General features: G+C 47.1%; 20 protein-coding genes. 1 reads left to right on the forward strand and 19 read right to left on the reverse strand.

All coding sequences use genetic code 11. The features are described from left to right. Positions 1-29 precede the first annotated feature (29 nt). The 5 genes from fbpA to AC1MEO_RS08015 all read right to left on the reverse strand — a co-directional run bounded on the left by fbpA (position 30) and on the right by AC1MEO_RS08015 (position 4,269). Positions 30-194, reverse strand: a complete 165-nt coding sequence (gene fbpA, locus AC1MEO_RS07995; RefSeq protein WP_480335459.1) for a Fur-regulated basic protein FbpA — start codon at positions 192-194, stop codon at positions 30-32. Positions 195-334: 140 nt separating this feature from the next. Continuing rightward, on the reverse strand, positions 335-1,699 hold the full coding sequence (gene rlmD, locus AC1MEO_RS08000) for a 23S rRNA (uracil(1939)-C(5))-methyltransferase RlmD (RefSeq protein ID WP_480335460.1): 1,365 nt from the start codon (positions 1,697-1,699) through the stop codon (positions 335-337). Between the two features lie 73 nt (positions 1,700-1,772). Beyond that, on the reverse strand, positions 1,773-1,883 hold the full coding sequence (cydS, locus tag AC1MEO_RS08005) for a cytochrome bd oxidase small subunit CydS family protein (protein ID WP_407676716.1): 111 nt from the start codon (positions 1,881-1,883) through the stop codon (positions 1,773-1,775). A gap of 14 nt (positions 1,884-1,897) precedes the next feature. After that, positions 1,898-2,926 carry a cytochrome d ubiquinol oxidase subunit II gene (locus AC1MEO_RS08010; protein ID WP_480335462.1) on the reverse strand — a complete coding sequence of 343 codons (1,029 nt, stop codon included), beginning with the start codon at positions 2,924-2,926 and terminating at the stop codon, positions 1,898-1,900. Next, positions 2,923-4,269, reverse strand: coding sequence for a cytochrome ubiquinol oxidase subunit I (locus AC1MEO_RS08015; RefSeq protein WP_480335463.1), 1,347 nt, complete (start codon positions 4,267-4,269; stop codon positions 2,923-2,925). The genes AC1MEO_RS08010 and AC1MEO_RS08015 overlap by 4 nt, the downstream gene beginning before the upstream one ends. 203 nt (positions 4,270-4,472) lie before the next feature. Between AC1MEO_RS08015 and AC1MEO_RS08020 the strand changes: the two genes are divergently transcribed. Continuing rightward, on the forward strand, positions 4,473-4,901 hold the full coding sequence (locus AC1MEO_RS08020) for an NUDIX hydrolase (RefSeq protein WP_480335464.1): 429 nt from the start codon (positions 4,473-4,475) through the stop codon (positions 4,899-4,901). A gap of 59 nt (positions 4,902-4,960) precedes the next feature. Here the strand turns inward: AC1MEO_RS08020 and AC1MEO_RS08025 are convergent, their stop codons facing one another. From AC1MEO_RS08025 to purD, 14 genes are all read right to left on the reverse strand, one after another. Continuing rightward, on the reverse strand, positions 4,961-5,875 hold the full coding sequence (locus tag AC1MEO_RS08025; protein WP_480335465.1) for a diacylglycerol kinase: 915 nt from the start codon (positions 5,873-5,875) through the stop codon (positions 4,961-4,963). An 89-nt stretch (positions 5,876-5,964) separates the two neighbouring features. Beyond that, positions 5,965-6,525: a thioredoxin family protein gene (locus AC1MEO_RS08030; protein WP_480335467.1), complete on the reverse strand. Its 561-nt coding sequence runs from the start codon at positions 6,523-6,525 to the stop codon at positions 5,965-5,967. Positions 6,526-6,881: 356 nt separating this feature from the next. Further along, a complete protein-coding gene (gene gatB, locus AC1MEO_RS08035) occupies positions 6,882-8,312 on the reverse strand; it encodes an Asp-tRNA(Asn)/Glu-tRNA(Gln) amidotransferase subunit GatB (protein WP_480335469.1) in 1,431 nt (476 codons plus the stop codon). Continuing rightward, the gene (gene gatA, locus AC1MEO_RS08040; RefSeq protein ID WP_480335472.1) at positions 8,309-9,778 is read right to left on the reverse strand and encodes an Asp-tRNA(Asn)/Glu-tRNA(Gln) amidotransferase subunit GatA; all 1,470 of its coding nucleotides are present in this window, start codon (positions 9,776-9,778) and stop codon (positions 8,309-8,311) included. The genes gatB and gatA overlap by 4 nt, the downstream gene beginning before the upstream one ends. A 19-nt stretch (positions 9,779-9,797) precedes the next feature. Next, positions 9,798-10,088 (reverse strand): Asp-tRNA(Asn)/Glu-tRNA(Gln) amidotransferase subunit GatC, encoded by a 291-nt coding sequence (gene gatC, locus AC1MEO_RS08045; RefSeq protein WP_480335473.1) that lies wholly within the window; start codon positions 10,086-10,088, stop codon positions 9,798-9,800. 101 nt (positions 10,089-10,189) lie between these two features. Beyond that, positions 10,190-11,320 (reverse strand): CamS family sex pheromone protein, encoded by a 1,131-nt coding sequence (locus AC1MEO_RS08050; RefSeq protein ID WP_480335474.1) that lies wholly within the window; start codon positions 11,318-11,320, stop codon positions 10,190-10,192. A gap of 12 nt (positions 11,321-11,332) precedes the next feature. Beyond that, the gene (gene ligA, locus AC1MEO_RS08055) at positions 11,333-13,339 is read right to left on the reverse strand and encodes an NAD-dependent DNA ligase LigA (protein WP_480335475.1); all 2,007 of its coding nucleotides are present in this window, start codon (positions 13,337-13,339) and stop codon (positions 11,333-11,335) included. Positions 13,340-13,354: 15 nt separating this feature from the next. After that, on the reverse strand, positions 13,355-15,568 hold the full coding sequence (gene pcrA, locus AC1MEO_RS08060; protein ID WP_480335476.1) for a DNA helicase PcrA: 2,214 nt from the start codon (positions 15,566-15,568) through the stop codon (positions 13,355-13,357). A 40-nt stretch (positions 15,569-15,608) separates the two neighbouring features. Next, on the reverse strand, positions 15,609-16,301 hold the full coding sequence (gene pcrB, locus AC1MEO_RS08065) for a heptaprenylglyceryl phosphate synthase (protein ID WP_480335477.1): 693 nt from the start codon (positions 16,299-16,301) through the stop codon (positions 15,609-15,611). A gap of 75 nt (positions 16,302-16,376) precedes the next feature. Next, on the reverse strand, positions 16,377-16,697 hold the full coding sequence (locus AC1MEO_RS08070) for a YerC/YecD family TrpR-related protein (RefSeq protein WP_480335479.1): 321 nt from the start codon (positions 16,695-16,697) through the stop codon (positions 16,377-16,379). 32 nt (positions 16,698-16,729) lie between these two features. Beyond that, on the reverse strand, positions 16,730-17,749 hold the full coding sequence (locus AC1MEO_RS08075) for a DUF3048 domain-containing protein (protein ID WP_480335480.1): 1,020 nt from the start codon (positions 17,747-17,749) through the stop codon (positions 16,730-16,732). A 5-nt stretch (positions 17,750-17,754) separates the two neighbouring features. Continuing rightward, a complete protein-coding gene (locus AC1MEO_RS08080) occupies positions 17,755-19,485 on the reverse strand; it encodes an adenine deaminase C-terminal domain-containing protein (protein ID WP_480335481.1) in 1,731 nt (576 codons plus the stop codon). A gap of 147 nt (positions 19,486-19,632) precedes the next feature. After that, a complete protein-coding gene (locus AC1MEO_RS08085) occupies positions 19,633-20,223 on the reverse strand; it encodes a GNAT family N-acetyltransferase (RefSeq protein ID WP_480335483.1) in 591 nt (196 codons plus the stop codon). 205 nt (positions 20,224-20,428) lie between these two features. Next, complete coding sequence (purD, locus tag AC1MEO_RS08090) at positions 20,429-21,679, reverse strand: phosphoribosylamine--glycine ligase (RefSeq protein WP_480335485.1); 1,251 nt, start codon at positions 21,677-21,679, stop codon at positions 20,429-20,431. Between the last annotated feature and the right edge of the window lie 9 nt (positions 21,680-21,688).

A 21,688-nucleotide genomic window follows, 5' to 3' on the forward strand; every position in this document is an offset into this window, starting at 1 on the left:
TCACTATAAACCATTGAAAAAAGCCGGAATCAGCCGGCTTGGTTTGTTTCTGTATAGGTTTTCATCAACTCATAAAGTGAAGTTTCATATAGTTGCCGTCCATTGATCTTAAAGATATTTTGCTCAACCAATCCCTGAATGATCGTTTCACGTTTATCCGTGAATTTTGACTCGGGTATCTGTTCCATTTTCATCGTTCTCTCCTTCTGGAAGTATTCCCTTTTCTTTACCCTTTTGGCTGTCTGTCTAAAACCTGTAACGGATTAAAAATGGCAATAAATGAAGAAATAAAAAAATCCAACCAGTATCGTTCACTGATTGGATTCATCTATTCTCACTCTGCCAGTTCCAGCCAAGCCACTGCTTCACAATGTGTGGACTGTGGGAACATATCGACAGGCTGCACTTCTTTCGTGCGGTAGCCCCCGTCTTCCAGTATGCGCAGGTCACGCGCCAATGTCGCTGGGTTACAGGACACATACACTACACGCGTCGGACGCTGCTTAAGGATGGTCCGCAGCAATTGCTCATCACAGCCTTTGCGCGGCGGATCGACGACCAATACATCCGCCTGTTTGCCTTCTTTATACCAGCGCGGAATAACTTGTTCCGCCGGTCCCGCTTCAAACAACGTATTGGACAAGCCATTCAGTTCTGCATTGCGCTTCGCATCTTCAATCGCCTGCGGCACGATTTCGACACCCATGACGAACTTAGCACGCTGTGCAAGGAACAAGGAAATGGTCCCGATGCCGCAATATGCATCGATTACGGTTTCTTCTCCTGTCAATTGCGCATACTGGAGCGCCTGGCCGTACAAAACTTCTGTCTGCTCGGGATTGATTTGGTAGAAAGAACGTGCGGAAATTTCAAACCGGACATCACCGATCTGGTCTTCGATCACGTCTTTGCCCCAAAGCGTCAAGGTCTCATCACCGAAAATGACATTGGTCTTTTCGCTGTTGATGTTTTGGACAATGGATGTAACTTCCGTAACAGTCGCTTGGATCAGTTCAATGGCGCGTGCTGCTTGAGGAAATTTCTTTTTCTTGGTCACCAGCACTACCATGATTTCGCCTGTAGCCCGCGCTTTCCGGACGACTACATGGCGGAGCATGCCGCGATGCGTCGCTTCTTCGTAAGGCTCGATGCCTATTTCAGCCAGGTTCTTTTTCAAAGCCACCATGATGGCATCCGCTTCCGGCGTCTGGATCAGGCAAGTGTCGGTATCTGCAATGTCATGCGAACGCGTCTGATAAAATCCAGCGACGACTTTTCCGTCTTGTGTGCCAAAAGGGATTTGGGATTTATTGCGGTAGCGCCATGGATGTTCCATGCCTTTTACCGGATGCACCGGCACGTCGGGCAATTTGCCGATCCGGGTGATGGCATCGCGCACCAATTTCTGTTTGAAGGTCATCTGGCCTTCGTACGACAGGTGCTGAATCTGGCAGCCTCCGCACGTATCGAAGACCGGACAAGGAGCTTCAACACGGAACGGGGATGCCTGTTTTATTTCAATGAGCTTCGCAAAGCCATAAGATTTCAACGTTTTAAGGACATGGACAATAACATCTTCCCCGGGCAAAGCGCCAGGGATGAACAGCGGATAGCCTTCCACTTTTGCTACGCCTGCGCCGTCATGCGTCAAGTCTTCTACATGGACCGTTATCCGGTCATTTTTATTTACTGGTTTCAAAAATATTCACTCCATTTCACATCTAACTATCATACAACAAAAAAACGCGGCAGGCAAAAGCCTGCACGCGTTCTTAGTCCCGATCTTTCGTTACGGGACCGTCTTTCAGGGAGAACCAGAAACCAAAAATAATGGCTCCGAACAATACCAGAAATGGTGCATAAAATATCATGAAATCTTGCATCGATAATGCCTCCTCTATGCGTGGTAATCCGATTTGCCTTCGATGTAATCCTTATCGAACAAGAACAAGCGGAACAATAAGTAAAGCGATGGCAGCAGCAGGAAAAGACCTGCGATAAACGCGATGATCAATGCGATTGCCATGGCTTCATTCGTAAAGCTGTCATAGATCGTCAAATACGGATACAGCAAATATGGGTAATGCGATGCCCCGTATGCGAAGAAGGCCGTGAAGAACTGCCCCATCAATAAAATGAAAGCCCAGCCGTAATGGCGTTTTTTCCATATCAGGTAGACCGTTCCGGCAAACAGCAGGAACGAAATCGCGAATGCCCACCATAAGTCCAGAATGCGCGCATAATGCTCAGGATTGTGTCCGCGCAGTTCGTAGATGATGCCGGTTGCCGTGACAATAGCAGGACCTGCCCAGACCAGCGCATATTTGCGCATCAAATTGGTGGCTTTGGCATCCCCAGCTTTAGCGGAATACCAGGTCAGGAAGACAGCCGAGATGTAGAGGACTGCCGTTAAGCTCAAGACCACGATGCTCCACATTAAAGGACTTGTGAACAATGCCCAGTAATCCAGGTAAGGCTGGCCGTTATCCATAAAGATAAAGCCGCCTTCGGACATGGCCAGCACCGGTGACAAGGCTGCCGGCAACAATAATCCGGACAAGCCGTACATATAGATATAGCCTCTATGATTAATTTTAGCCCCGTAAGTGGCAAACGCGTAATAGGAACCGCGTATCGCCAACAGGATCAATGCCAGACTGGCTGGAACTAACAAGGTTGTGCCGTAGTAAAAAGCAGTCTGCGGGAAAAATCCGATGATCCCGACAAAGAAGAACACAAAGAATACATTGGTAACTTCCCAGACCGGCGACAAATAGCGTTGGATCACACCGGTCAGTATATGCTGCTTGCCGACAAACGAGCTATAGGCATTAAAGAAGCCGGCGCCAAAGTCGATCGACGCCACAATGACATACAGATACAGAAACAGCCAAAGAACGGATATGCCAATAATCTCTAAAGTCATTGTTCTTCACCGCCTTTGCCTTTTTCGCGTGCTGCCAATTCTGTTTCAACCGGGTTGCGTCTGTACATCCGGGTGAGGACAACACCTGTCCCGATACCAAGAACAATATATAAGCCAGCGAATAAAATAATCATCAGATCGATATTGCCGCTGGTGGTCGCTCCTTCGCTTACCGTCATATAGCCTCTGAGAATCCAAGGCTGGCGCCCCACTTCCGTGAACCACCATCCAGCTTCAATGGCGATGAGCGCTAACGGCCCTCCAGCCACTATCAGCCAGCGGAACCATCTGGCCCGAACAAATGCCCAGTTGCGCCAAGTAGCTACGACATAGACAAATGAGAAGAATGCCAGCCACATGCCGATCATGACCATCGTATCAAAAAGGTAATGGATCCACAGCGGCGGTCTTTCATCTTCCGGGAATTCATTGAGCCCCGTCACTTCCGCAAACGGATCGCTATGCGCCAGGATACTCAGTGCGTAAGGGATCTTGATGGCATATTTCGCCTCTTCCCCGTCCAGAATACCGAACAGGATCAAGCCAGCATCCTCTTCAGTTTCAAAATGCCATTCGGCAGCCGCCAATTTTTCCGGCTGGTACTCTGCCAAATATTTTCCGGAGAAGTCACCGATCAAGGCTGTCGCAATCGCGAATACCAGCCCCAGTTTCATGGTCAGGAATAAAGCTTTCTTATGATAGATGTGGTTGGAGCCGCCCAACATGCGCAGCGCTGCAATGGAAGCCAGCACAAAGGCACTGGTCATGAATGCCGTGGCCATGACGTGTGCCACTTTTGTCGGCACCGCCGGACTGAACATAGCAAGCAGCGGACTGACATTGACCATTTCACCGTTCAGTATTTCAAAGCCTTGAGGCTGATTCATGAAGGCGTTGACGATGGTAATGAAAACCGATGACGCAGCTGCACCAATTGCAACCGGGATAAGTATCAGGAAATGCTTCCGCTGATCTTCGAAGCGATCCCATGTGTAGAGATAGATTCCTAGGAAAATGGCTTCGAAGAAAAATGCAAAAACTTCCATAAAGAGCGGCAAAGCAATGACATTGCCCGCCAGTTGCATAAAGTTTGGCCATAACAGCGATAACTGCAGGCCGATTGCTGTACCGGTTACGACACCTACCGCAACCGTGATAACAAAGCCTCTCGCCCAACGGCGAGCCATTAAAATATAATGATCATCTTTTTTCTTGATGCCCACCCATTGGGCAATCATAATCATGAGAGGAACACCTACACCTATTGTTGCGTAAAGAATATGGAATGATAGAGTCAATAGCGTTAGAATGCGACTCAGGAAAGCTGGATCTTGAAATTCCAATTTACTCGTCTCCTTTTGCAAACGTATGATTCTTAGTGTCTTATAGTCCCTATTGTACATCAAACCTACTTTCCAAAACGTCTCCTAAGCCTTGTATTGTGTTCAAACTTTGAATAAGCTGTGACAAAGATGGAGCAAAAAGAATTGAAATTTTTCTCAATTTTTAGTATTCTATAAACAATAAAGAAAAAGGGTGAGGCATCATGAGGACAAAACGGAAAGTATTTGCGTATATCACAAGAGGCGATGAGGAAAATCGTGAATTGCTTGTATTCGAATACAAAGGAGAACCGGAAGTTGGCCTGCAAGTGCCGGGCGGTACCATCGAAGACGGCGAACTGTTGATCGATGCATTATACAGAGAAGTCAAAGAAGAAACAGGATTGCCTCGCGAAGTTCTTGATTTCGTCGGAAAAATCCACAAGTATACTTATTATCCTGAACATCAGGACAAAGCGTATGAACGGAACATCTTTCAATTTGAATACACAGGTGAACCGATCGACCAGTTTGAACATACCATCAAAAGCCAAGGCCGGGACAATGGCATGACGTTGCTGTTCCGCTGGGAACCGATTAAAGATCTGCCACAACTTGCAGCTGAACAGGACAAAGCGATTGAGTTGCTCTAAAAGCGATCTGCTGAAATTTAAAAAGCTGGAAAATGGAGCCTTCTCCATTTTCCAGCTTTTTATTTGCGGTCGTTTTCTTTTAGCGAATCTATCGGGACATACATTTCAATATGGCCAGCCAAGTTTTCGAATACGGCCGGCAGCAAGCCGCCGTACTCTCCATCCAAATTCAGCAGCACCCGTTCTTCTGTCGTCACTGTAATTTTACTGGCTTTTGCATAAATCACATGCGGGTCCGATAAATGCTCACCGCGCAAAGCCAGTGAGGCCACTCGGATAAACTCCGCCATATTAAGCTCTTTTAAAATCAACAAGGTGAATTTACCGTCATTGATGCTGGCATCTGGAGCCAGTTTTTCAAAGCCGCCGACAGAATTGGTCAATCCGATCAAGAACATCATGGCACTGTCATCAAAGACCTGGCCATCGTATTCAATCCGGACACGGGAAGAGCGGATCGAAGGCAGCATCTCAATGCCTTTCAAATAGTACGCCATTTGCCCAAGCACGGTTTTCAGTTTGCTCGGCACTTCATAGGTCAGCTCTGTGAGCCTTCCGCCGCCTGCAATATTAATGAAATAACGGTCGTCATTCATCAGGCCGATATCCACCGGGATTGAATCCCCTTTAAGGATGATATCCACTGCTTTGTTGATATCACGGGGAATATGGACAGCACGGGCAAAATCATTGGTCGTGCCCATAGGAATAAGGCCGACTTTTGGACGGTCCTCAAATTTAGCGATTCCCGAGACGACTTCATTTAACGTACCGTCTCCACCGACAGCAATCACCAAATCAAACTTCCGTTCTACCGCCACTCTCGCAGCCTGAATCGCATCGCCTTCACAAGTTGTCGCATGACAGGAAGTTTCATAGCCTGCCTTCTCCATTTTCTCCAATACTTCGGGCAGGTGTTTACGGAATAGCTCACGGCCGGAAGTAGGATTGTAGATAATACGTGCACGTTTCATCAGATTCAGCCTTTCTGGACTTTCTGTAAAGGCAAGACAGGATAAATCCAAGCAATTGGCCTGTCTTTTCTCTAGGGTGGATAATCCACTTATTTTAATGCTTTTTCAAATACCTGCTGTAAATCTTCATAGACAATTTGCCAGAAATCAGCATTATAGACAAAACCATCCGATATTTCACCAATTACCGTTTTTACGTGAAGCTCGTATTGCGGATCATCTTTCTCTGGCAGCACCGTTTTTTTCTCATCAACAAAACGCTGCACTTTAGGCGCTCTCGGTCCCCAATCAGCCAGGACATCGCCCTCTTCTGAAAGGATGATGTATTTTGGGATTGACCGTCCGCCATTCGTCAAGTAACGGTCCATCAATTCCAAATTTTCATCACGGTATACGCAACGAACCTCCAATTCAGCCGCATCTGCAATTTTTCGCAAAATGGCATTATTCATCATGGCATCCCCACACCAGTCTTCAGTGATAACCAAGATATGAGGCTTTTTGTCTTTCAGCAAAGCCATAAAACCTGGATCTTCCGGCAATTCAAACTTTTCATATACGCTGTAGGACTTTTGCTGATTCGACTCCATTTGAGCCATATAGCTTTCGAGGGTAATGCCTTTTTCAAAGTATTCCTGTTCGGTCATCATACGATCACTTCTCCTTTGCCCTGCTTTACTGGCCAATGGGCCGAAAAGTCCGGTTGGATAGACTTTCAAAAAATGGCGAATAAAAAATCCATTGCTCGAAATATCTCATTATTACCAGTTTACTGTTCTATAGCCTAGTCTTCAAGGCTGAGATGCAGAAACAGCAATTTACAGCGTTACTAGCACTCAAAAAGAACCATCGATTTAAAGACGACTCGAGATCATATTTAGTTCCTGTTAGGACAATCAGTCGATATAATCATGTTTTGAAAACATAATCGCCCTTTCACTTTTACTGCTCATAAAAAAAAGGATGGCCCATAATGGACCATCCTTTTGCATAGCTTAAGCATTTCTTATCTTTTTGCAATTTCTGCAAGAAGGATTTTATTGAGCAATGGCGGATTTGCCTGCCCTTTTGTCTGCTTCATGATCTGCCCGACAAGGAAACCGATTGCGCGGTCTTTGCCGTTTTTAAAGTCTTCAATCGATTGTGGGTTGCTGTCGAGTGCCGTTGTGACGAACTCACGCAATGTGTTTTCATCCGAAATCTGGACAAGCCCTTTTGCTTTGACGATATTGTTCGCGTCGCCGCCTTTTTCAATCAATTCCTTAAAGACTTTCTTGGCGATTTTAGATGAAATCGTGCCATCAGAAATCAGCTTGATCATTCCAGCCAAGCCTTCAGGAGTCAATTCCGTATCTTCCAGCTCTTTCTGCTCAGCATTCAGATATGCGGATACTTCCCCCATCAGCCAGTTGGAAGCAAGTTTTGCGTCAGCGCCAGCAGCTACTGTCGCTTCAAAGAAATCGGAAATCGTTTTCGCCAATGTCAAGACCATAGCGTCATAAGGAGACATGCCAAGTTCAGATACATAGCGGGCTTTCCGGGCATCCGGCAATTCCGGAATTTCTGCACGGACACGTTCTAACCAAGCATCATCAATGACGATGTCGACAAGATCCGGTTCAGGGAAATAACGGTAATCGTCCGATCCTTCTTTGATGCGCATCAACAAGGTTTTCCCTGTAGATTCGTCATAGCGGCGTGTTTCCTGCTCGATGATTCCACCTGCAAGAAGAACCTGCTCCTGGCGAACCTGTTCGTGCTCGATGCCTTTACGGACGAAGTTGAATGAATTCAAGTTCTTCAATTCCGTCTTCGTACCGAATTCATCCTGGCCGAATGGGCGAAGGGAGATGTTTGCGTCGCAGCGCAATGAACCTTCTTCCATGCGCACATCTGAAACTCCAGTGTACTGGATGATCGCTTTGATTTTTTCCAGGAAGGCATAAGCTTCATCAGCAGTGCGCATATCCGGCTCAGAAACGATTTCGATCAACGGTGTTCCTTGGCGGTTAAAGTCGACAAGCGAATGGCCGTTGCCAGTATGCGTCAGTTTTCCTGCGTCTTCTTCCATATGAAGGCGCGTGATGCCGATGCGTTTCTTCTCGCCTTTTACTTCAATTTCAATCCAGCCGTGCTCCCCGATCGGTTGATCAAATTGTGAAATCTGATAAGCTTTCGGATTGTCCGGATAGAAATAGTTTTTGCGGTCAAATTTAGTGTGGCGGGTAATTTCGCAGTTTAATGCGAGGGCCGCTTTCATTGCCCAATCCACTGCACGCTTATTGACTACCGGCAAGACGCCCGGATAGCCAAGATCGACAACGTTGGTATTGGTGTTCGGTTCAGCACCAAAGTGAGCCGGTGCAGGAGAAAACATTTTCGATTCTGTTTTTAATTCAACGTGGACTTCAAGCCCGATGATCGTTTCAAAATTCATTGTGCTGCTCCCTCCCAGGTTTGAGGAGTTTTTTTATGGAAATCGGTCGCTTGTTCAAATACGTCAGCAACACGGTATACCGTTTCTTCATCAAAATACTTCCCGATGATCTGCAGTCCCAACGGCAGGCCGTTGTCGAATCCACAAGGGATTGAAATCGCAGGTACGCCTGCCAAGTTGACGGGAATCGTCAAAATGTCGTTCGCGTACATCGTCAATGGATCATCGATGATTTCGCCGATTTTAAATGCCGGTGTCGGCGTAGTTGGGCCGATGATAACATCATATTTTTCAAACGCATCGTCAAAGTCCTTCTTGATCAATGTACGGACTTTTTGCGCTTTTTTGTAATAAGCATCGTAATATCCTGAGCTCAATGCGTATGTGCCAAGCATGATGCGGCGCTTGACTTCATCGCCAAATCCTTCAGAACGGGTATTCATGTAAAATTCAAGAAGATTTCCAGCTTTCTCGGTGCGGTAGCCATAACGGATTCCGTCAAAGCGGGAAAGGTTGGAAGATGCTTCAGAAGAAGCCAATAGATAATAAGTGGCCAAAGCGTATTTTGAATGAGGCAGTGAAATTTCTTCACAGATTGCGCCTCTTTCTTCAAGTACCTTCAACGCGTCAAGAACAGCTTGTTTTGCCGCTTCGCCGACACCTGCACCAAAATATTCTTTAGGAACACCGATACGCAGTCCTGTAATGTCGCCTGTCAATGCAGCTGCGAAATCCGGAACTTCCACGTTAGCAGATGTTGAGTCCTTGTCATCATGCCCTGAAATGGCATTCAACAGCAAGGCATTGTCTTTAACGGTTCTTGTAATTGGGCCAATCTGATCCAATGAAGAAGCGTAAGCGATCAGACCGAAACGGGACACCCGTCCGTAAGTCGGCTTCATGCCGACCACTCCGCAGAAAGCTGCCGGTTGGCGAATCGATCCGCCGGTATCCGATCCCAAAGTGAAAGGCACTTCCCCTGCCGCAACTGCAGCTGCAGAGCCGCCTGAAGAACCGCCTGGCACTGTTTCAAGATTCCAGGGGTTTTTTGTTTTTTTATAGTACGAGTTTTCATTGGAAGAACCCATTGCGAATTCATCCATATTCAATTTCCCGACTGTTACCATTCCGGCTTCTTTCAACTTTTCTACCACAGTAGCATTGTAGATTGGGTTGAAGCCTTCAAGGATGCGGCTGGAAGCTGTTGTTTCCAAACCTTCTGTTACGATATTGTCTTTTACTCCGATCGGCAAACCGAATAAAGGCCCACGTTCAGCAAAAGGTACCTTATCCATTTCGGCGGCCTGCTGTGTGGCGCGTTCTTTGTTCATTGCAAGGAATGCATCCACTTTCGGCTCAAGGGCTTCGATGCGGTCAAACGCCTGTTGGGTCATTTCAGCAATCGTTATTTCTTTTGTATGTATCATTTCCTGCAATTGTGCAGCTGTTTTTTCCACCAATGACATCTATGGTTCCTCCTTCCGGTTAATCTAAGATTGTTGGGACTTTTACTTGTCCGCCTTCATGTTCTTTTACGTTTTTCAAAACCAATTCGCGGTCCAATCCTGGAATGGATTTGTCTTCACGCAAGACATTGACCATCTGCAAGACATGAGTGGTCGGTTCAACATTTTCTGTATCCAGTTCATTCAGCAATTCCATTGCGTTCGTGATTGCTTCCAATTGATCTGCAAAATGTTCTGCTTCTTCGTCAGTAATTGCCAATCTCGCCAAATGGGCGACTTCAATCACTTCTTCTTTTGTCATTTTAGCCATTTTTCTACACCTCCGGATTCAGTAAACATACGCTATATCATAACATTTTTCTAAAAAAATGAATAGAGACAGCCGCATGGCTATCCCTGTTTTCCTGCAAATTATTCATAAATGTGAACAAACGGTTCAGTTTCTCCCGCTTTTCTCAAAACCAATGCCTCAGGGCCGTTGGTCGATGTCAAGCTGACTTCCACCAACACATTTTCAGGAAAATGCTCCATCACCAATCCGGTTACGTATTGTGTAAAGCCGATTACCTCAGCTGCACCGTAGAATTGGATCGGAATTTCAATCTTCAATTCCTTTAATTGATTTTCCTGATAAAAGCCGGTGCCAATGACACTGGTGAAATTGGAAAAGTAAATTTCGACATCCTGCTTGAAATTGCGGAATGCTGTGTCGATGTCCCGGTAGCGTTCATCTGCCCCGTTGGTTGGAAACAGCACATATGCCTCGTTGACTGCAGTCCAATTGGCTACTGCCCCTTCGCCTCCTGGAGCTGCACCATATGAGAAGTAAGTTCCCGGCACCATTGCGTTAGCGGAATTCTGTTTAAAAAGCCCCACCACAATCGGTACATCGGCCAAACCTTCTTTCTCACGCAGGCGTTTAACAATTTCATCGGCCATGCGCTTGCCTTCTTTTTCAATTTGCGCTTGAGAGATTTCTTCTTCATAGGAAATTCCATCTTCAGAGCTGTAATACACCGAATTTAACGCCAGGCCAACCGAGATTCCGCCAAGCCGTATGGTTTCTTCGTTGGTTTTCACTAAATAATTCTGTTCAATGACATGCGCCAGTATTTCAGCAGGCGGCCGTTCGCCTGCTTTCTTTTGGTCTGCTGAACGGCCGTCTGCTGCATTCAAGCCTGCCGGGTTATCTTTGCTAGTCCGCTGCAGCCAAGAAGTCACATCTTCATCAGTGATCTTCTGGCCTTCCTGGAAATAATAATCATCCGGTGAAAATTGCTTTTGCGATAAACGCAATAAACCATTTTCCGTTTCGGTAATATCGTAGCGGGAGTTCAGCCGATTGACGATTTTCCCTCTTGTCGCACTTTCTTTATAGGGCAAGAGTGTACGGTAAAACTGATCATCCAACTGCATGCTCGGAATGATTGCCGTCTCTACTTCTTCTTTCTCATTTATCACTTCCGTTTCCTCATCGGTCCCGGAAGGAACACATCCCGTTAACAGCAGCAAGCTGATTGGAATCCACCATATGCGTTTCATGTTAAAATCCCCTTATTTGTTCAATTCCTCAACGAGACGCTCTTCGTCCCATATGGCAACCTTCAACTCGAGCGCTTTGTCGAGCTTGGATCCCGCTTCTTCACCAGCGATCAGCAAATCGGTTTTTTTGCTGACGCTTCCTGACAGCTTGCCGCCAAGCGCTTCAATCTGCGCACTGGCTTCCTGCCGGGTCATTTGTTCCAGCTTGCCCGTCAAGACGATCTTTTTGCCTGCAAATGCGTTGGCGCCGGCCTCAACGCGGATCCGTGTGCCGGTGTATGTTAAATTGACGCCAGCCCCCTGCAAACGTTCCATCAATGCACGAACTTCTTCATTGTCAAAATAAGTGACAATGGAATCAGCCATCTTTTCGCCGATTTCGTGGATGTCAACGAGCTCTTCTTTTGTTGCTTCCATCAGCCGCTCCATCGCGCCGAAATGCTCGGATAAAATCCGTGCACCTCTTTCGCCCACATGGCGGATGCCGAGGCCAAACAACAGTTTCTCCATCGAATTGCTTCTCGAGGCATCGATTGCTGCAATCAGATTGGAAGCTGATTTATCGCCCATGCGATCCAGTTCCAGCAATTGTTCTTTTGTTAGTTTGTATATATCGGAAATGTCCCGAATCAAGCCTTCACGGTATAATTGCTCAATCACTTTTTCGCCGAGCCCGTCAATATTCATGGCATTTCGGGAAACAAAATGGATTAGGCCTTCTGTAATTTGTGCAGGACATTGGGGATTGACGCACCGCAGCGCGACTTCCCCTTCAATGCGCACCAGTTCACTATCGCAAGCCGGACAATGGGTCGGCATCTCAAAAGGAAGCTCTTTCCCGGTACGCTGCTCGACAATGGCCGAAACCACTTCCGGAATGATGTCCCCCGCTTTTCGGATAATAACTTTATCGCCGATCCGGATATCTTTTTCCTTGATCAGATCTTCATTATGCAAAGAAGCCCGCTGGACGGTCGTGCCTGCGACAGAAACCGGATCCAGTATGGCGGTCGGCGTCACGACACCTGTCCGGCCGACACTCAATTCAATATCGCGCACGGTCGTCATCACTTCTTCTGCCGGGAATTTATAAGCCGTGGCCCATTTCGGGCTTTTCGCTGTAAATCCGAGATCCTGCTGATAGAGAAAGCGGTTGACTTTAATGACGATGCCATCAATTTCATACGAGAGCTTGGTGCGATCTTCTGTCCATTTCTCGATATAGGCCAGCACTTCTTCCACGCTTGTGCAAACTTTTCGCTCTTCATTGGTCTTGAACCCAAGCTTCGCCAAATAACCAAGCGACTCATCGTGTTCAGACAAGCCGTAAGTTTCCCCGTCTCCACCAATGCCGTAGATGAACACATCCAGGTTGCGGCTAGCCGCAACTTTCGGATCCAACTGGCGCAGCGACCCTGCAGCGGCATTGCGCGGATTGGCGAACAGTTCTTCGCCGCGCTCTCCACGCTGTTCATTCAAGGCATGGAAAGAACTTTTCGGCATGAAGACTTCGCCGCGGACTTCGAGTGTGACGGGCTGCTTTAATTTCAGCGGAATCGCACGGATGGTCCGCAGGTTGACGGTGATGTCTTCCCCGATGCGTCCGTCTCCGCGGGTTGCGCCTCTGACGAATTTGCCGTCTTCATACATGAGCGACACCGCAAGGCCATCAATTTTCAGCTCACAGACATAGTCGATGCTGTCTCCAGCACCGCTGCGCACCCGTTTGTCGAATTCGCGCAGATCTTCTTCACCGAAAACATTCGATAAACTGAGCATCGGCCGTTCATGTGTGACTTTGTCAAAGTTGGTGATCGGCGTTCCTCCAACGCGCTGAGTCGGAGAATCCGGAAAAATCAAGTCGGGATATAATGTTTCCAAGTCGAGCAATTCATTCAATAATTGATCGTAGATGGCATCCGGAACAGCCGGCTTATCCAATACATAATAAGCATGGCCATAGTTCCGAAGCGTTTCATTTAATTCATTTACGCGTTCTTCCGCTTTCATGCGATCCATAGGGTTTCCTCCCGATTATACTTTTTCAATCGGCGCAAATTTAGCCAACAGCCGCTTGATGCCAACAGGGCTTGGGAAAGCAATGTCCAGTTCGGTTTCTTCACCTTCGCCTTTGACGCTGACGACCGTTCCAGTGCCCCATTTTTTATGGGTGGCTTTGTCGCCGGTTTTCCAGCCAAGCTTTTCGCCGCCTGACTGATTGTAGCCGGGACGCGTCACAGCCAACCGTTTTGGTGCCTGTCTGTAGCTCGTAGCTGCGCCGGCACGGTGGTGCGCCGTTGTTTGTTCAATCAGATCCTCTGAAATCTCAGAGATGAATCGGGACGGCATATTGAAATTGCTTTTTCCAAATAATGTCCGGGAAGACGCATGCGTCAAATAGAGCCGTTTCTCAGCACGGGTAATTCCCACGTAGGCCAAGCGCCGCTCTTCTTCCAATTCCTCGTCGTCGTTATTCGAACGCGAATGCGGGAAGACGTTTTCTTCCAGGCCAATGATGAAGACTACAGGGAACTCCAAACCTTTGGCTGCGTGCATCGTCATCAAAATGATCGGGCCGTCCGCATCTTCTTCATCGTCCAAGGAATCGATATCGGATATCAAAGCCAAATCTGTCAGGAACGCCACCAGTGACTTGTCATCGCTTTGCTTTTCAAAGGCTTTCGTCACCGACAGGAACTCTTCCAGGTTTTCCAGGCGGCTTTCGCCTTCAATCGTTTTATCGATCTGCAGCATTTGGCGGTAGCCTGATTTCTTCAAGACTTCCTCCACCAATTCCGTCACCGATAAATACTCCTGCATCTGCGTAAAGCTGTCGATCATCGTACGGAATTCAAGGGCTGTCTGTGCCGTTTTAGGCGTCAGCCCCATAAAGTCCGCTTCCTGCAATGCATCCATGATGGTGCGGTCCTGCTCAATCGCAAAACGCGCCATCTTCTCGAAAGAAGTCGCTCCGATTCCGCGCTTCGGTTCATTGATGACGCGGGCCAAAGACAAATCATCGTCATTATTGGCGATCAAGCGCAGATACGCCAACAGGTCTTTGATTTCCTTGCGGTCATAGAACTTCGTTCCGCCGACAATGGTATAGGACATATTCGATTTGACGAACATTTCCTCCATGATCCGGGATTGCGCGTTGGTGCGGTAAAGGATCGCAAAATCCGAGGTTTTATAGTCCTCTTCATCCATCAGCTTTTGGATGGTCTGAACCACAAACTGGGCTTCCTGGCGCTCATCTCCCGCTTTATGCAGCGTGATCGCCGGCCCTTCGTCATTATCGGTGCGCAATTCTTTCGGATAGCGGCTGGTGTTTTTCTGGATGACGTCATTTGCCGCTTGCAGGATACGCTTTGTCGAGCGATAATTCTGCTCGAGCATAATCACTTTGGCATTCGGGTAATCCTTCTCGAAAGACAGGATGTTGGTGATGTCCGCCCCGCGCCAGCGATAAATCGACTGATCCGAATCGCCCACCACACAGATATTCTTGAACTTGCTGGCTAATTTCTGGACCAGCTGGTATTGGGCGTTGTTGGTATCCTGGTATTCATCCACGTGGATATAATGGAATTTGTTCTGGTAATACTCCAGCACTTCCGGAACCGTGTTGAATAAAATCAAAGTCGTCATGATCAGATCGTCAAAATCTAGCGACTGGTTTTTCTTCAGCCGTTTTTCATAAGCAAAGTAGACATCGGAAATAGTCTTTTCATACGGATTGAATTGGTTCATGTCCGCCGCGAACTGCGTGGCATCGATGCATTCGTTTTTCGCCGATGAAATGGCGTTCAGCATGGTCCGCGGTTCGTATTTTTTCGGATCCAGGTTCTGCTGCTTCAAGACATTCTTGATGACCGTCAATTGGTCGGTCATGTCCAGAATAGAGAAACTCTTCGACATGCCCAAACGGTCGATGTCACGCCGCAAAATCCGGACGCACATCGAGTGGAACGTCGAAGCCCACATGCGCTGCCCTGTTCCATGGCCCAACAATCCATCAATCCGGTTGCGCATTTCGCGCGCCGCTTTATTGGTGAAGGTAATCGCCAGGATATTGGATGGATAGACCTGTTTTTCCAGCACCAAATAAGCGATGCGATGTGTCAGCACCCGTGTTTTACCGGACCCGGCACCGGCCATGATCAATAGGGGCCCTTCAGTCGTTTTGACCGCTTCCGCTTGTTCCGGGTTCATTCCGTTGAGTAAGTTTTTTGTTATCAATTCCATTGTGCACCACCTCGAACATTCGTTCTTATTATTATAACGATTAATCAGCCGTTTCCGCAACTGCCTCTACGGTTTCAATCGCTTTTTCGATATTTTCATAAATGATGTTGCCGACGACAATCGTATCTGCCACACGCAATGCCGCTTTTGCTTTGTCCGCTGAATCAATTCCGCCCCCGTAAAACAAGCGGGTTTCAGCCAGGACCTCTTTCACTTTCCCTACCAGCTCCATATCGCCATACATGCCGCTGTACTCCACATAAAAAATAGGCAGCCGGAAAAAATGTTCGGCCATGCGTGCATAAGCCAGCACATCGTCCGTCGTCAAATCCGTTTTCGCTCTGGTCAGTTTGGCGGCTTTGCAATCCGCGTTTAAAATGCAATAGCCTTCAGGAATCAATTCATCCCAGTCCAGAATCTCGCCATATTCCCGGATGGCTTCATGATGGAGGCCTTTGATCCACTTGGGATCGTCGCTGTTGAGGACGGTCGGGATGAAATAATAATCAAAGCCCAGCGCCACCGAATCGATGGTGGAAACTTCCATGACCACCGGCAGGGCATAGCTCCGCACACGCTCCGTTAAATGAAGGACATTGTCGAGTGTGACATTATCGCTGCCGCCAATCAAGATGGCATCAGTCCCGGATCTGCAAATTCGTTCCAAATGTCCATCCGTGATTTCTTTTGCCGGATCTAATTTAAAGACATGTTGCCATGTTTTGAAATCCATCTTATTTCACCCAACTTTGCATCGTTTATCATCAATTTATTATAACAAAAAAACCGAACAGAGTTGCTCCTCTGTTCAGTCTTTTGGAAGTTCAAACGGTTTTTCATCGGGATAAAGGCGTTCCAGCATTTCATCATAGCCGTCATTGCCGTAGTTGAGGCAACGGCGGACACGGGAAATGGTTGCGGTGCTGGCGCCAGTTTCATTTTTTATTTTTTCGTATGTTTTTTTCATGCGAAGCATATGAGCCACTTCCAAGCGCTGCGACAGCGATTGGATTTCACTGATCGTGCATAAGTCATCGAAGAAACGATAGGCTTCTTCCTTATTTTCCAAGGCCAGCACAGCTTCGATCAACTGATCTGTCTGATGGCCTCTGATTTTATCAACTTGCATGCAGCTTCATCATCCTTTCATTGCTCTGATCATCAAGGCGTATAGCTGACGGATTGTTCGATCCCTGGCGCAGTCGGCACAATATGAATCCAGGTTTTCCCCGGCATCAGTTTTACCGGCTCCCCGTCTGCTGTTGGCACAGGCATTCCGTCTACCGAACTCCACTCTATTTCACGAACGCCACCCCCCTGGAACAACAGGGCATTTCCACCGTTCGCCAAGTCAATCGACTGGCGCCCTTCGGAATCGACGGTTTGGTGTTGCGTTTCAAAAACCAGAACATTTGAGACTTCAACTATTTCCCGGGTCTCTTTATCGGTTGTCGGTATACCGCCGGACGACCGGCTGTAAAGAAGGGACTCACTGTCGTATGTAAATTCACTGAAAAACAGCTCATTTGTCCCGTACTCTACGCGTACCGAAGGAGCCTGTTCCTTAAGTTTAGCATTTTCCGTCGAGTCATAGAAATAATAAGGCGATTTCCCGCTGTATTCAGTCGAAGCCTGCACATTTTTCATGGCGATTTCGATATTTTCCAACGTGATATAGGAGTTATGCGGAGCGATACGATCACTTGAGCGCTGAAACAGTGTGCCATCGTGTTGAATGCCATTGACATGATCGACTACTCCAGATTCCAGCATCACAAGGGCAGCCGGGCTATAGCCATGAGCCACAAAAAAAGCATCAGACGCAGCTGCCAGCTCAACAAAATATTCCCTGGCACTGCGGATAGGACCCATTGTTTCTGGAAAATCGCTTTGGTACAAGGCTAAAAACCGGGTGATGTCATATTCAGCAATCATTTCAAAAACCATATCTGCTTCGGCCAATCCCGTTTGCGGACGGGCATCCGGATGATTGTTGATGACTGCCATGACCGTTCGGCGATTTGTTGGCGGAACCGCCTTTTCGCCCGTGAACGGCGCAATTGTCAATGCATCCTCCAATGACGGCGACTCTACAGGTTCTTCCTTCATGATCAGCCAAAAGCCTGCGGCAAATGCCGCAAGCACCAATAAAACAACTAGAGCGAAAAGCCATTTTTTCATATCGATTACCTCATGAACGCTGGGAACAGGATTTTTTTATTCATGACATCGTAAATGCCCTTTTGGGTAATCCGGACATATGGCAAATGGGTCGCCTGCAAAAACAGCAGCGTATAAACTGCATCGCCATGCTTATAGCCACGCTGTTTCAACGCTTTCTTCAGTGCCTTTTCCTGTTCGATCAGCTGCTCCATCGGCAGATCCGACATGACCCCTCCATAAGGAAGCGGCAAGGATTCCACAATTTCGCCATTGTCGGTCAGGATGATTCCACCTTTCAAGCGTTTCAATTCATTAAATGCCAGCCACATATCTTCACGGTTTTTACCGATCAAAATGATATCGCCGGTATTGGTATAGGAAGAGGCAAACCCGTCTAATTCGGGCGCAAAGCCCTTGATCAAGGTATTGACACGCCATTTGCCTTTTTTATCGATGAGCATCAAAAAGCTTTCATCATGCAATTTCGAAAGTTTGCCGTCATGGGTATCCACGCTGACTGAATAGGGTTTTGTGATGACATCATTGACCATTTCAATACCGAAAGGCATCGAGAACTGGAAATCATCTTCTGTCAATTCATAGTCGATATCAAGATCCGGCAAGATCGACCAATCGATGTCCGGCAAAGAATAAACTTTCTCCCCATCTTTCTTCAGCCAGACCCCTTTCGAAATGACGCCTGAAGGCACCGGGTTTTCCAGCGTATCAAGAATATTCAAGTTTGCATAGCGCCCCGTTGCGATCAAGCCATGCAGGCTGGTTACATTATAATAGCGTGCGACATTATAAGATGCCATCATATAAGCATCAATCGGAGGTACACCCGCTTCAAGCGCAATTTTGATGCACAAGTCCATAACTCCGTCCAAATGGAAAGTCGGTGTGGAACCATCAGTCGTCATCATCAGCTTGTCAAAGACATTCAATTCCCGTTCCACAATCCCTTTCAGCAAATGCGGAAGATCCGGGCGAATCGAAGAGTGGCGAAGTGTAACGCCATAGCCATGCAATAAGCGCATTTCCACTTCATCCACCGTCATCGCTTCATGGTCGCCATCCGCTCCAAGCAATCTCATGCGAGCCAAAGTTTTTTCCGAAGCCCCTGGAAAATGTCCTTCGATTTTCTTCAAGCCCATTTTGGCTTTTTGAATCCAATACAGCATCTGGTCGTCACCTGCCATCAGTTTCGGCCAGCCGGTCAATTCACCGCCAAGTAACACGTCCTGGCGATCCAGCCATTCTCCAACTGACGTGGAAGTGAATAATTTATCTTCATCGTTCAATTCCGTCTGCGAATCAAAACGGGTCCACCAATAAAAACTAAAAGGCAATTCCGCCAATTGATCCAATAATGAAAACGCTTTCTCGTTTTCCAATGCTAAAAAAAGCGTCAGGTTGTCGGAAAGGAACATCGTTGTTCCACCCTGAGCCGCAAAATCTGCAAAGCTTCGAGGATTATATAATTGAGAAGGATGCACATGAGGTTCTATGTATCCGGGAACGATGAATTTGTCCGTCATATCTGCCACTTCAGTCGAAGCATCGATTTTCGGCATTTCTTTTCCAGCGTAGACGATGCGGTCGTCTGCTATCCATATATTACCTGTTACCCACTTCTTGAAGATTCCGTGGAGATAGGTTGCATTTGTCAAAACGAGATCCGGTGCAACTTCTTTGCTGACAATTTTTAACTGATTTCGAATCTCTGTGTTTTTCCATAGGGGGTTAACCATTTGCCGGCACCTGCTTTCTGCTAGTTCAATACTTAATATCGTAGCATAATTATACAATGAAATACAGTATTTCCCTGAAAAAATAAGAACATTCAGATTAACCGAGGACACAAAAAATCCACGCATTCTGCGTGGATTTCAAAATTTTTATTTGTTGACGGGATTGCTGAAAGGTTTTAAGACATCTGTCTTTTCTTCTTCTTTAAAGGTCAACACGTCAGCAACGGAATCATACGATTCACCGTAAAACTGCTCGTCCTTATATGTGTGGATATCCTCATACATTTTTTGCATTCCCTCGAAAATCTGTTCTTCTGATTCTCCGCTTGGAGTCCAGTAAAGGATTTCCATGGAATTCTCTTCTCCCGTTGCTAATGAACGGCGGCAATATCCGATAGACGACGCATGTTCAAATCCTTCGCGCGCATAAAAACGCAGACGTTTCTCTGTGTCTGTATCTTCATAGTTGACCGGCTCCACTTCAAGGATGATCGGTTTGTTCTTGTCTTTCAACATCTGAAGCGTCTTTTTGCCAAGACCCATGCCGCGTGATTCCTTCGACACGAACAGGTAATCAACAAAAGTGAAATGCGGGAATTCTGCATACATCAAAACATGATAAGGGCCCTCATCTTTGTAATAGACACTGCCTTTTTCTTTTAATAAAGCATCCATATGCTCTTTCGACTTCATTTCCACAACTGGAAAATACTGATTTAATTTTTCATACCAATTCATAATTTGTCTCCCTTCGATTTTAAATGCCTTGCTGATTTTGTTTCTGAGGCCGTAATGGGTTTGCCATTCTGGAGTTTAAATAGAGGTAAACGTGGGCTGTTGAAAATCCTCATTCTTAGCTTTATCGTCCATAAGACAGACGATAAAAAAAATGACACATCTTCTTGTCGAATTTGTGTCATCAATGAGTATATCATATATAAAATTATTTTGCACGCCATCCGATATCTGTCCGGTAGAAGAATCCATTCCATTCCATGCTGCCCAACTGTTCATAGACTTTCTCCTGAGCAGCTTGGATAGATGATCCGCTAGCAGAAACCAGCAGCACGCGGCCGCCATTTCCTGCATAACCGCCATTCAACAGTTTTGTGCCGGCATGGGTCACTTCAACTCCAGTGAGCTTCGTCAAGTCAGGCAAAAGAGCGCCCTTTTCGACTGTTTCCGGGTAACCGTCCGCCGCAATGACCACACCAAGAACCGCTTGGTCATCCCATTCCAAGTCAGCAGGCTGCCCTTTTAGAACAGCCTCGATAAAGCGCCCAAAATCAGATTTCATGCGCGGCAGGACCACCTGTGTTTCCGGATCTCCGAAACGTGCATTGAATTCAATCACTTTCGGACCCTTCTCCGTCAAAATGACGCCGGTGTAGAGAATGCCATTAAAAGGCGTCCCTTCCGATGCCATCGCTTCCACAGCCGGTTCCACAATTTTCACAAACGTCTCATCAACGATTTCCTGTGATATTTGGGGAACAGGCGAGTAGGCACCCATACCACCCGTATTGGGTCCACGGTCGCCGTCGTAAGCACGCTTATGGTCCTGCGAAATAACCATCGGATAGATTTGGCCTTCGTAGACAAAGGACATGAACGAAAACTCTTCCCCGTCCAAAAATTCTTCGATGACGACTTTGGAACCTGATTCACCGAACTTCTGGCCTTCCAGCATATCGTTGACGGCAGAAATGGCTTCTTCTTCCGATAACGCCACAACGACCCCTTTTCCGGCAGCGAGGCCATCCGCTTTGATGACGATCGGGGCGCCCTGCTCCCGAATAAAGGCAATCGCTGGGGCAACTTCTGTAAAGGTTTCGTAGCCTGCGGTCGGAATGGTGTATTTTTTCATCAATTCCTTGGCAAAAGCCTTGCTGCCTTCAATTTGTGCTGCAGCTTTGGACGGACCGAAAATGCGCAGTCCTTTGGCTTCAAAAAAGTCGACAATGCCTTCTGACAGCGGCTGTTCCGGACCCACAAAGCTGTAATCCACTCCCTGCTGCTGTGCAAATTCAACAAGGCCAGCAAAATCCATTTCGTCGATTGCGGCTATTTCAGCGTCTTCCCGCATCCCATCATTTCCAGGAGCGGCAAAAACTTTTGTGACGGATGGAGATTTCGAGAACTGCCGCACGATGGCATGTTCCCGTCCGCCTCTTCCAATAACCAATACCTTCATTTTGCTCCA

It is taken from the genome of Planococcus sp. BI3, from assembly GCF_056680115.1.

What these genes read in the sequence shown, in the direction of transcription:
- AC1MEO_RS08050 (WP_480335474.1), bottom strand. Translation starts at nt 11,320, where the DNA reads ATGAAACGCATATGGTGGATTCCAATCAGCTTGCTGCTGTTAACGGGA.
- pcrB (WP_480335477.1), bottom strand. Translation starts at nt 16,301, where the DNA reads ATGGATTTCAAAACATGGCAACATGTCTTTAAATTAGATCCGGCAAAA.
- AC1MEO_RS08020 (WP_480335464.1), top strand. Translation starts at nt 4,473, where the DNA reads ATGAGGACAAAACGGAAAGTATTTGCGTATATCACAAGAGGCGATGAG.
- AC1MEO_RS08075 (WP_480335480.1), bottom strand. Translation starts at nt 17,749, where the DNA reads ATGAAAAAATGGCTTTTCGCTCTAGTTGTTTTATTGGTGCTTGCGGCA.
- cydS (WP_407676716.1), bottom strand. Translation starts at nt 1,883, where the DNA reads ATGCAAGATTTCATGATATTTTATGCACCATTTCTGGTATTGTTCGGA.
- AC1MEO_RS08010 (WP_480335462.1), bottom strand. Translation starts at nt 2,926, where the DNA reads ATGACTTTAGAGATTATTGGCATATCCGTTCTTTGGCTGTTTCTGTAT.
- gatB (WP_480335469.1), bottom strand. Translation starts at nt 8,312, where the DNA reads ATGAATTTTGAAACGATCATCGGGCTTGAAGTCCACGTTGAATTAAAA.
- AC1MEO_RS08085 (WP_480335483.1), bottom strand. Translation starts at nt 20,223, where the DNA reads ATGAATTGGTATGAAAAATTAAATCAGTATTTTCCAGTTGTGGAAATG.
- gatA (WP_480335472.1), bottom strand. Translation starts at nt 9,778, where the DNA reads ATGTCATTGGTGGAAAAAACAGCTGCACAATTGCAGGAAATGATACAT.
- fbpA (WP_480335459.1), bottom strand. Translation starts at nt 194, where the DNA reads ATGAAAATGGAACAGATACCCGAGTCAAAATTCACGGATAAACGTGAA.
- purD (WP_480335485.1), bottom strand. Translation starts at nt 21,679, where the DNA reads ATGAAGGTATTGGTTATTGGAAGAGGCGGACGGGAACATGCCATCGTG.
- ligA (WP_480335475.1), bottom strand. Translation starts at nt 13,339, where the DNA reads ATGGATCGCATGAAAGCGGAAGAACGCGTAAATGAATTAAATGAAACG.
- gatC (WP_480335473.1), bottom strand. Translation starts at nt 10,088, where the DNA reads ATGGCTAAAATGACAAAAGAAGAAGTGATTGAAGTCGCCCATTTGGCG.
- pcrA (WP_480335476.1), bottom strand. Translation starts at nt 15,568, where the DNA reads ATGGAATTGATAACAAAAAACTTACTCAACGGAATGAACCCGGAACAA.
- AC1MEO_RS08025 (WP_480335465.1), bottom strand. Translation starts at nt 5,875, where the DNA reads ATGAAACGTGCACGTATTATCTACAATCCTACTTCCGGCCGTGAGCTA.
- AC1MEO_RS08080 (WP_480335481.1), bottom strand. Translation starts at nt 19,485, where the DNA reads ATGGTTAACCCCCTATGGAAAAACACAGAGATTCGAAATCAGTTAAAA.
- AC1MEO_RS08030 (WP_480335467.1), bottom strand. Translation starts at nt 6,525, where the DNA reads ATGATGACCGAACAGGAATACTTTGAAAAAGGCATTACCCTCGAAAGC.
- AC1MEO_RS08070 (WP_480335479.1), bottom strand. Translation starts at nt 16,697, where the DNA reads ATGCAAGTTGATAAAATCAGAGGCCATCAGACAGATCAGTTGATCGAA.